We start from the raw sequence: 9,086 nt of genomic DNA on the forward strand, positions 1-9,086 counted from the left end.
GGCGCAGATATGCCCCGTCCCTTGGTAGGAGTTGGCACTTGTTTTTTCAAAAATGTCGAGTGGCAAACATCTGGCAGCGAGCTTGATTTAGCACGTTGGGTCGTTCGTCACCTCACGAATAATACGCGAAACTTTAATCGTAAATGCTCTCTTGTGCCTATACCCGAGTCTCGCCTGACATCGCCAAGAGGCCGCAGATTCGATTATTTTAAAGCGCTTAGGCGCGCTTGCGCCCCCTCTCCCAAAAAATAAGTCATCGTCACTACCATCGAGACACAGAATAAAGCCTTGCTTTTTGCATTCGTACCAAGGTGCAGTTTGAGTTTAACAGCTCTCCTGGCTTGCATCTGCCGAATTTATGTTTTCAGACAGTCTTGATGAAGCCAGTACGCATTGGTCGTGTGTCGCTCTCTCTGTAGTTAGCTGGTTTGCCAAAGTCTTTTATAGGCTGAAATAATTAGGGGTGTCATCATAAAAAAGAGCACAGTCGTAGGCCCAACACTACGGTTCAAAATAACATCGGCGCAGTAAGCGAGTGCTTGATACTCAACGTTTCTGGGACTGTCCTCCCGCGTGCGATTGAAATGTATGCCCGAGCTTTCTGAACTTTTTCGGCTGTTCATCAGCGTTCGCAAGTTGACGCCGTCGCGTCAAATAACGCGTACGGCACATGACTATTAGGTCTGCCTGTCGGGGCGCCAACCGTAGCGATTGTGGTTGAAGTCTGATTTCATAGATTCATTGACGATCTGGGCTCTATAAAACATCATGATTGAGTATGTAAATATACAGGAAGCACGAACTGTAGTTACTTTGTGTATTTTCTTTCCGTTCACGCAGAGCCTCGACGCTCGCGACTTTTTGGCAGCTACTTATTTGTTTGAGTGGTTTGGCTGCACAGATTTATACCTGGCACTGCCATCTTGTTCGTGTGTATGTTGGTTTTTAGTGAGCGGTATTTAACCCTGTTGAATCGCCGCTTATGGGCACGCTTATGGCTGCCACTAGCGCTCACGTATTGCAGTTCGCAAAGAACCAATACACCTTTACTCAAGAGAAATACGATGCCTAACAACAGCTATCAATCGCTGCTTATTTTTGCACAAGAAACATTTAAAGAGATTAGCCGCCGTCCCGCCGCACAGGCGCTGATCCATGATATTAAAAAGATTTACCGTGAGAACGGTAAAAAGTGGACCGCTGAGACGCTTGACCGGCAGAAGAAGTTGGAAAAAATGCTGGAACATGACGCTTATCAGCGTTACAGCAACGATAAACCTATGGGTGTCAGCGGTCTTGATGAGAATCAACAACTGAAGTTTGTTGACTATGTCAAGGCGCTGGCGGTCAGCGCCAAGGACGTCGACATTCTGGTGCAAGGCGGTGAACAAGTGGCCTTGTCGTCGCAACCCGATAGCGTTCTGGCGAAAGCCGATGCCTTTCGGGTATTGCCCAAGGACTTCACGCAGCGCCACGCTGCACGCGCCAAGGTTGGCGCGCGGCTGACCATCAATGTCGAGAAGGCGTACTTCAATCCGCTGGCCAAGGCGCTGACCCGATTGTTCAGTGACGACAATCGAGGCTGGCTGCATCAGGCCAAGATCATGGGCCCGAGAAACCTAGGCAGTCGTACTGACCAAGCGGTGATCTATCTTTCCAGTGCCGGGGTGGAGCATGCCCAGGCGATCAATAAAAAGCTTGGCGAGCTGTTGTCGCCAACGGCCTTTGTTGAGCATACCCCTGTTGGTATGTACCGAGTGGGCAAAGGTGTTGCCTACTCCGAGACTGCCGAGGGTGAGTCGAGCAGTCACGGCCAGTCTCGAGCAAAACTGATTGCGGCCGCAGGCGCCCAGTCCTTGCTCACTGAGACCCCTATTGAGCGGACCTTGCCAAGACTCTTGCAGACGCGCGGGTATGATGTAAACAATCCGGCCCTGCTCGCACAAGCAGTGCTAGACCGCAAACTCAAGGGTGGGCTGCCCCTGCTCGGTGGCGCTGAGGCCCGCGAAGGTAGCGCGGACATCCAGCAGTTTATTACTGATCCAGTGCTGTTCGCCAAATCCCATGTGATCAGTCTTGAAGCAATGACCAAGAGAGGGCGCCTGCCGGCAGAGGGGCATGCCCAACTGGTGAACGTCACCCCAGGCATATACGAGGTCGAATACACTGAGCGTTCTGGTTCCGGTGTCAGCGTGCCGGCGTATTTCCTTGGCTACAATGGTGCCAACCAAGCAAACGCGTCACCCGCCTATGTGGATATTCCCAAACAGGCGGCCACCGGCTCCTTCCTGTTCACGGGAACGTTGTCGGGGTGCTCCGTGGTCGTGACCACGCTCGATGCCAATACCTTGCGGGTGTACCACGATGGTCGAGTGAACAGCTCATTGCTTTACGACGATGTGGCAATGGCCGTTGACTTTAAGGATTATCAAGTCCCCGGCACGGCTGAAGGCCTCGCGGCGGCCTACATGCAGTACATCAATGGCGAATGGCAATTGGTATTTCAAAAGCAGGATTACCAGCGTGAAGGCATGCTGGTATGGCCAAAGCTGCGAAATGGTGAGCAGCCACTCACGATCAAAGTTGCTGATCATCAAGGGACGGGGAAAACCCCAACCGAATTTGCCGCCTACCGCGAGCAGGTTCACCAGCAACTGAAGAAGGTGGCGGTACAGTTCCGCGTACCCGTCGACGAGGACATTGACGGTGTCTACACAGACGGGGAGTTTTCGCCTAATCACCCAGCAATTGCCAAGTGGAACAAGCTGCGTGCAGACGTTCAAGCGAAGATCAACGCCGACATTGAGCCGTTGCGAGAGCAACGCTACCAGTTGCAAGAGAAACTCCGTACCTCAACCCAAACCACTTTGATCGAGCAACAGATCAAACAGATCAACCTCACGCTGGAGTTCTATAAGGCGCAATACGCCCCGCTATTGAGTGACGCCCGCCTGGCGGAAACGACTTGGCTTTGGCAACAGATCAAGGACAAAAAAGGCACCGCTGCCGTGGTGCGCACTGACGATATCTCCATTCAGGGCGGGGGCGAGGAGCGCCATAGCCGCTTGGCCGAACGTTACGCGATCTCTGAAGCTTACCAACAAGGGGCTCAACACCCAGCATTTATGGACGGTTTGCGCAACTTTCATGAGATCACTATCCCCGGAGTGAGTGACACGATGTCGGCTCTAGAGATGAAACGTTTGTTTCTTGACGGTCACCTTACCCCCGTGCAGCGAGGGGCATTGAGTGGGCGTATCACCGAAGCTAGCCAAGCGGAGTACATCGACAAAGTATTGAGGCTGGCGGCCGCGTACAGCGAAGATTTGCGTAGTAACGGCAGCACCTTCGACCGTCTGGTTCCGCAGGACTTTTATCTGACGCTGGTGGGCGATAAATCCGGTGGCCGTTGTTACCCCTTGGTTCGGGCCATGGCGGTGGCACTGGCCAGTGGTGGCGAGGAGGGTGTTAATAGTTTGGTTGAAAAACTGTTCGTGGCCGCTGCTGATCCAAAGTCTGGGAGCTCCACGCTGCTTCAAAACAGCCTGATCAAATTGCACTCCAACGTTGAGGCCGTTCAAGCGTCAACGCAGCAGGGCGAGGTCAAACTGCGCGAGGTGATGTCTCGATTGGATGCCACCACCCATACGTCGATGTTTGCGCTCAATACTCCGGGGCACTCGATGTTGGTGGGAAGCACCGTCAACGCCGAAGGCCGTAGTTACTATTTTTATGACCCGAATGTGGGAATTTTTGCCTTCGAAGATACTGCTAGTCTGTCCAAGGCGATGACGCAGCACTTGGTAGAAAACAAACTGGCTGCGCATTACGGTTCTTTGGGCAGCCAGTCGTCACCAATCTTCAATCTAGTCGAAATCGATACCGCCAAAATGGCCGCAGTTCCCTTGAACTACGGCCTTAATGTGGCCGACCTGAGCCGTGCCGGCGAACTGGTCAATGTGCTCGAAACACAACGTCAGGTTGAGCGTACGGTCAATGCGCAAGAGCGGGTGGTCGAAGACACCCAGTTACGTACCTCTTTGGCATCTTTTGATGCCGAGCAGTGGGGCGCCAAATATCACGAAGCCAGTACCCGACTTGCTCTGGAGGCAGGTCTTGATCACCGCTGGATGCCAGTGATTGCTAATACCCAAGAGCAAGCGGAGGGGGAAGGCTATCGGGTACAGTTCATCAACCGTGAGCAACCCGAGGAAACGCGCTGGTTGACCACCCACGATGCCACCTTTGTCGAGTTCCGTGACTTCGTCGATGAGCATACCTCGACATTGGGCGAGCATTTTACCGTCGAACACGGTCAGATGCGGCCTAAAGCGGGCGCAGGCGAGGCATCGCCGGTTGACGGTTTGAACTCGGGGTTTACGGTGCAAGCGCTGATCCGTTGGTTTACCGAAAAGAGCCGTCAAGACACGGCAAGCGGTATTACGTCACCTGAGCTGGCGACCGCCTTGAAGATCCACAGCTATCTCAATCTCATCCAGATGGGTCATGGTGTAGTACAGGGCGCGGCCAAGGTCATCGAGCTGGTGCGTACCGCGTTACGCGGCGAAGTGGTGGCGGCCGAAACCTCGCTCAAGGATTTTGCCTCATCCCTGGGCCACACCGTCAACGAAGGTGTCGGCGTGGTGTTCGGCGGTGCCTTCGTCGTACTGGACGCCTACGAGCTGGCACATGCTGAGAATGAAGGACAGAAAGCGATCTACGGTACCCAGTTGGCGTTCGACTCGGCCAGTTTCGTCTCGAGTGCGGCGGGGATTGGTGCCGGGCTGCTTGGTGCCTCGACGGTCGGCGCAGTGCTGGGCGGGGCTGGGGTAGTCCTGGGCGGGCTCGCGGTGGGCTTTACTGGCTTGGCGCAGGCCTTTGCACCGGTGGCCGAGGATATCAAGGCGGTGGGTCGTTACTTTGAGGCAGTCGATACTGCGTACAAGGGCAATGGCTACCGTTATGACGATAAAGAGCAGGTATTGGTGCCCCTCAGTGGGGCGGTGATCAAGACCCTTAACTTGCGCCAGGGCCTGGTCGAATTTGACAGCCAATACCTCTATCGCACACACCACGGTAGAACCGGTTCGGGGGAAATCAACTACTTCTTCTGGGGCGGTGACTTTCCGACCATGGTGAACGACCGCAACCAGGCGATCGAGGTGCGCAGTGGTATTGGTTACGCGAGCCTGCATGGGCTCGCTCACAGCGACAGCAAGGTGGTTATTCTGCCTGGCACGGTCAAATCCTATATCAGCTACGGGTACATTCATTTTCCAGGTGCAACCACTCGCCACGATCCTGGCTTCGATGTGCTGCGCAAGCTTGAGCAGGACTACCGATTCGACTACGACTTCTACATTTTCCCATCTGAATATACGGTCAGCAGGATTCATCAAGAGTACGTCGCGACCCCGATTGAAGTGTTGCTCGATCAGCATGGTCGTCACCTGTTGGTGCCCGAACTGCCCCAGGAACTGCACGGTTACCTGCACTATGAGGTCCAGGGAAATGGTGGGGAGTATCTGATCGGCCTCAACGAAGGTGCCACGGTCAAATTGACTGGCGCTCACGGCGGTGCGCCGTCAAGCTGGATCATTGATAGCAGTCAGCTCTCCAGTGACAGCATCAGCGTCTCGACGAATCGCCTGACGGTTGGCGGGGTCGTTGTTGACGTTGATCTGCAACAGACCGTCCGTGTAATGGTGATTAGCCACAAGGGTGAAGTAAGTGAAGTCGATTTTGCCGGTCTGACCACTCTGATCGTGCGCGAAGACGCCAACCAATGGAAGGTGCCCGGTCAGTCCATTGAGCAACATCTGCATGACCTTGCCCAGAAACATCAACTGCAGGGGCAGTACGTGGTGGTTGAGAACTACACCCATGGTGAGCGCAATGTGGGCCGAGGCTTCTACGACGTCGCCAAGGACCGGATGCTGTTTACCGACACCACCCAAGAAGAGGTCAAGCAAGGTAGCCTGGGCGCGGTGATTGGAGATCATGCCTATTTTTATGACGCCGAGAACGCGGTCGTGTGGCGGGTCACGATTGCCAACGGACAGGTCGATGCGCAGTTCGATCCATGGTTCAACCACAGTGCGGGCAAGATCAGCCGCCTATGGCAGGAGGGTGATGCGATTCACTTGGTTCGTACCCATCTACTCAAGGATGGTAGTGAGGCCGAGCTGGGTTATCGGATCTCGGGCACTCAAATGGAATTGGTCAGTGCGGTGGGTGATGATGAACTGTTGAAGCTTTCGGCGCACACCGGTCAGCACAGCGATGCGGTCAACGACTTGCTTACCGGCTACGAGAGCAATAGCACGCCGCGTACGACTCCGGGCTATCTGCTCGAAGGTGCGCCTCTAATTAAGCCGATCAATGCGGCGCTGGTGACAGTATTCGGCACCGATGTGGCCGGTGTCGCGCACCGCTACTGGATTCGCACCCACGATGGCATGGTGATCAAACCGAATCTGGAGCCACCGAAGGACCACGCACTGCGTTTCCAAACGCCAGATCAGGTTCATAGCGCCTGGCCGATTCCGGCGGATCTGCTGTTGGCGGGCAGCCTGCCTCGCAGCCATGCCAAGGAAGTGTTCTTTTTCTACAGCAAAGAGCAAGACGTCCTGTTTCGTCAGGAAGGGCCGGGGCAAGCGATACTCGACGCCAGCCAGCCCACTGCTTTGCGGGTAACCGCTCCGTCTCTGGCCAGTGTGGTGGATGTCAACGGCAACCTGCTCGCCATCACCGAAGATGGGCGTGTGGCTCAGCTGGATGTGCTGGGGCGGCTCAACTATGAAGCCGTCAACGAGCATTGGCTCAAGGGCCGCACTACGTGGTGGAAAGATCTAGAGTCTGTGAATGGCAAAGGCGCCACCCTGGCCGTGTTCGGGATCAAAGGCACTGACGGTAAAAGTGTGCTGCCCGTGTGGTACCACAACGGTCAAGTGGTGGTCGCTTCGGCGGCGCTGCAGAACAAGTCGCTGCAATTTCTGGGATTTGAAGCGGATGGTTCCGCCGCACGGCTCTTCGAGCCCGAGAGCGGTCATCTGTATCACCAGCCCGCCATGACTGCGCAAGCGCTGAGCGCCGCGTTTGACGCTGAGCAGGTGCTGAGCGCGTCGGCCCAGGTTCCTGTGGCCAGTACCTTGGCGCCGGAACTTCACCTCGTGGCGGCGGAGCAAGTTGATACCGGAATGCGTCTGACCACTGTCCAGGGTGAGATTTTGCTGCGTGCCGACAGCGGTGAACTTCAACTGATCGCCGTCACCAAAAACTGGCAGAAGGATAACTTCGACAAGCTGTCACAAGCACTGGTCGACGTAACCAGTCAATGGCAAGCCCAAGGCGTGCTGACCTTGCAGGGCAAACTCCACCAAGGCTGGTTCGATATCGCCAGTGGTCAGGTGTTCTGGAGCCATGGGATGGCTGCTACGGACAATCTGCGTTTCTTGGGGATCGCTCCTGAAGAACAGGCCGCCTACATCTATAACCCAACGACTCAAACGTTGTATCGGATCAAGGACAGCAGCAGCGAAAGCCTCAACCGGTTTACCAATGCTGAGCGCTTTGGCACATCTCTCCAGCTTCAAGGCGAGGGAGGTAGCGACGACGATTTGGCCGCACCGATCATTGTCGGTGTCGACAAAGTGGTAGTGCAGGGTGGGGGGGCGTCTGATACCTACCGTATCAGCCAGGCAATGTGGCAGCATTATCCAACCATCGTCATTGATAACGATGATCCTGATAAAGCTTTGGATCGCCTGATCATGGCGGTGACCGACTTGGAGCAAATCCTCGTCAGTCGCCATGATGACGACCTGTTGCTGACCGATTACGAGATTGAAACGGTCTTGGTGGTGCGCGGGGTCTTCGGTAAACACGCCGCGACGCACCGGCATCTGCAAATCGAGCTGGAGGGCACTTCAGTGGTGATCAGCGTTGAGCAGTTAGTCGCGGTTTTTGCGACCGTGGGGATCGACAAGGAGGTGTTGTTTACCCTGTCATCTGTCATTGAACCGCCGATCTCGGCGACATCCGTCTAGGACGCCTGCCTGACGGAGTTGAGGGTTGCGCGTGCCCTGGCCGCACAGCCATCGATCCGCCCAGGCAGCGTAGGTGCCTAGCGCTAATGACATCGCAGGAAACAATCAGCAGGAGGGGCGCAATGCCTCTCCTGCTTTTTTATGGGCTTTCGGTTGGTTTTGTGAATGTTGCCCAGCGCATTGGTGAGGCGACCGGTCAGGCTTTATTGAAGGGCGGATGCTGGAGCTGAGTGCAACACGGTTATTGAATTGAAGTTGGGGCATCATGTCGCATAGCCATGGCCTCTTGCATCACTTGGCCCATCATTTCGATGGGGCATTTGAAATCGAAACGCTTACGTGGGCGCATGTTCAAGTGCCGGGCTATGGCATCCAGTTCTTCCTGGCTGTGTTTCAACAAGTGTGTGCCCTTGGGTAGATACTGGCGGATCAAACCATTGATGTTCTCGTTGCTGCCGCGCTGCCAAGGGCTGTGCGGGTCGCAAAAATAGATGGCGACGTCAGTCTTCTGGGTAATTTCCGCATGCCGTGCCATCTCCCGCCCCTGCTCGTAGGTCATGCTCTTACGCATCGCCACGGCATACGATTGAGCGCTGCGCTGAAGCCCTCCACCGCAGAGGTCGCCGTCGCGTCGTGCATCTTCACCAGCATCAGGTAACCACTGGTGCGCTCCACCAACGTGCCGACGGACGAGGCGTTGGCCTTACCCTTGATCAGGTCTCCCTCCCAATGACCGGGCATCAGACGGTCTTCAATCTCCGGCGGGCGCACGTGGATACTGACCATATCAGGAAGTTGGCCGCGCCGATCTACCCCTGCGGCACGAGGGCGGCGCGTGCTTTTGCCCTGACGCAGGCAGATGATTAGCTTTTTGCGTAACTCACCAACGGGCAGGGCATAGACCGCGCTATAGATCGTCTCTCGGCAAACATAGGGTAAGCGTTCCATAAACCCCACATTTTAAAGGTGGGAATCTATGGCTATCTTGGAATTTGCGGCGTGCAGTTCCACGGCAGTAAGGCTTCGAAGTCTTCTACT

General features: G+C 55.3%; 1 protein-coding gene and 1 pseudogene. One reads left to right on the forward strand and one right to left on the reverse strand.

Going from position 1 to position 9,086, the window contains the following annotated elements:
• The first annotated feature begins 1,064 nt into the window (after positions 1-1,064).
• Positions 1,065-8,048 carry a TcdA/TcdB pore-forming domain-containing protein gene (locus tag ACIOZM_RS23460; protein ID WP_401217851.1) on the forward strand — a complete coding sequence of 2,328 codons (6,984 nt, stop codon included), beginning with the start codon at positions 1,065-1,067 and terminating at the stop codon, positions 8,046-8,048.
• A 241-nt stretch (positions 8,049-8,289) separates the two neighbouring features.
• On the opposite strand, the pseudogene ACIOZM_RS23465 reads toward ACIOZM_RS23460, so the two are convergent.
• Positions 8,290-8,981: pseudogene (locus ACIOZM_RS23465) on the reverse strand (IS30 family transposase); the annotation flags it as partial.
• Positions 8,982-9,086 lie beyond the last annotated feature (105 nt).

Origin of the sequence: Pseudomonas sp. NPDC087346 (genome assembly GCF_044744235.1) — a bacterium.
GTDB lineage: Bacteria > Pseudomonadota > Gammaproteobacteria > Pseudomonadales > Pseudomonadaceae > Aquipseudomonas.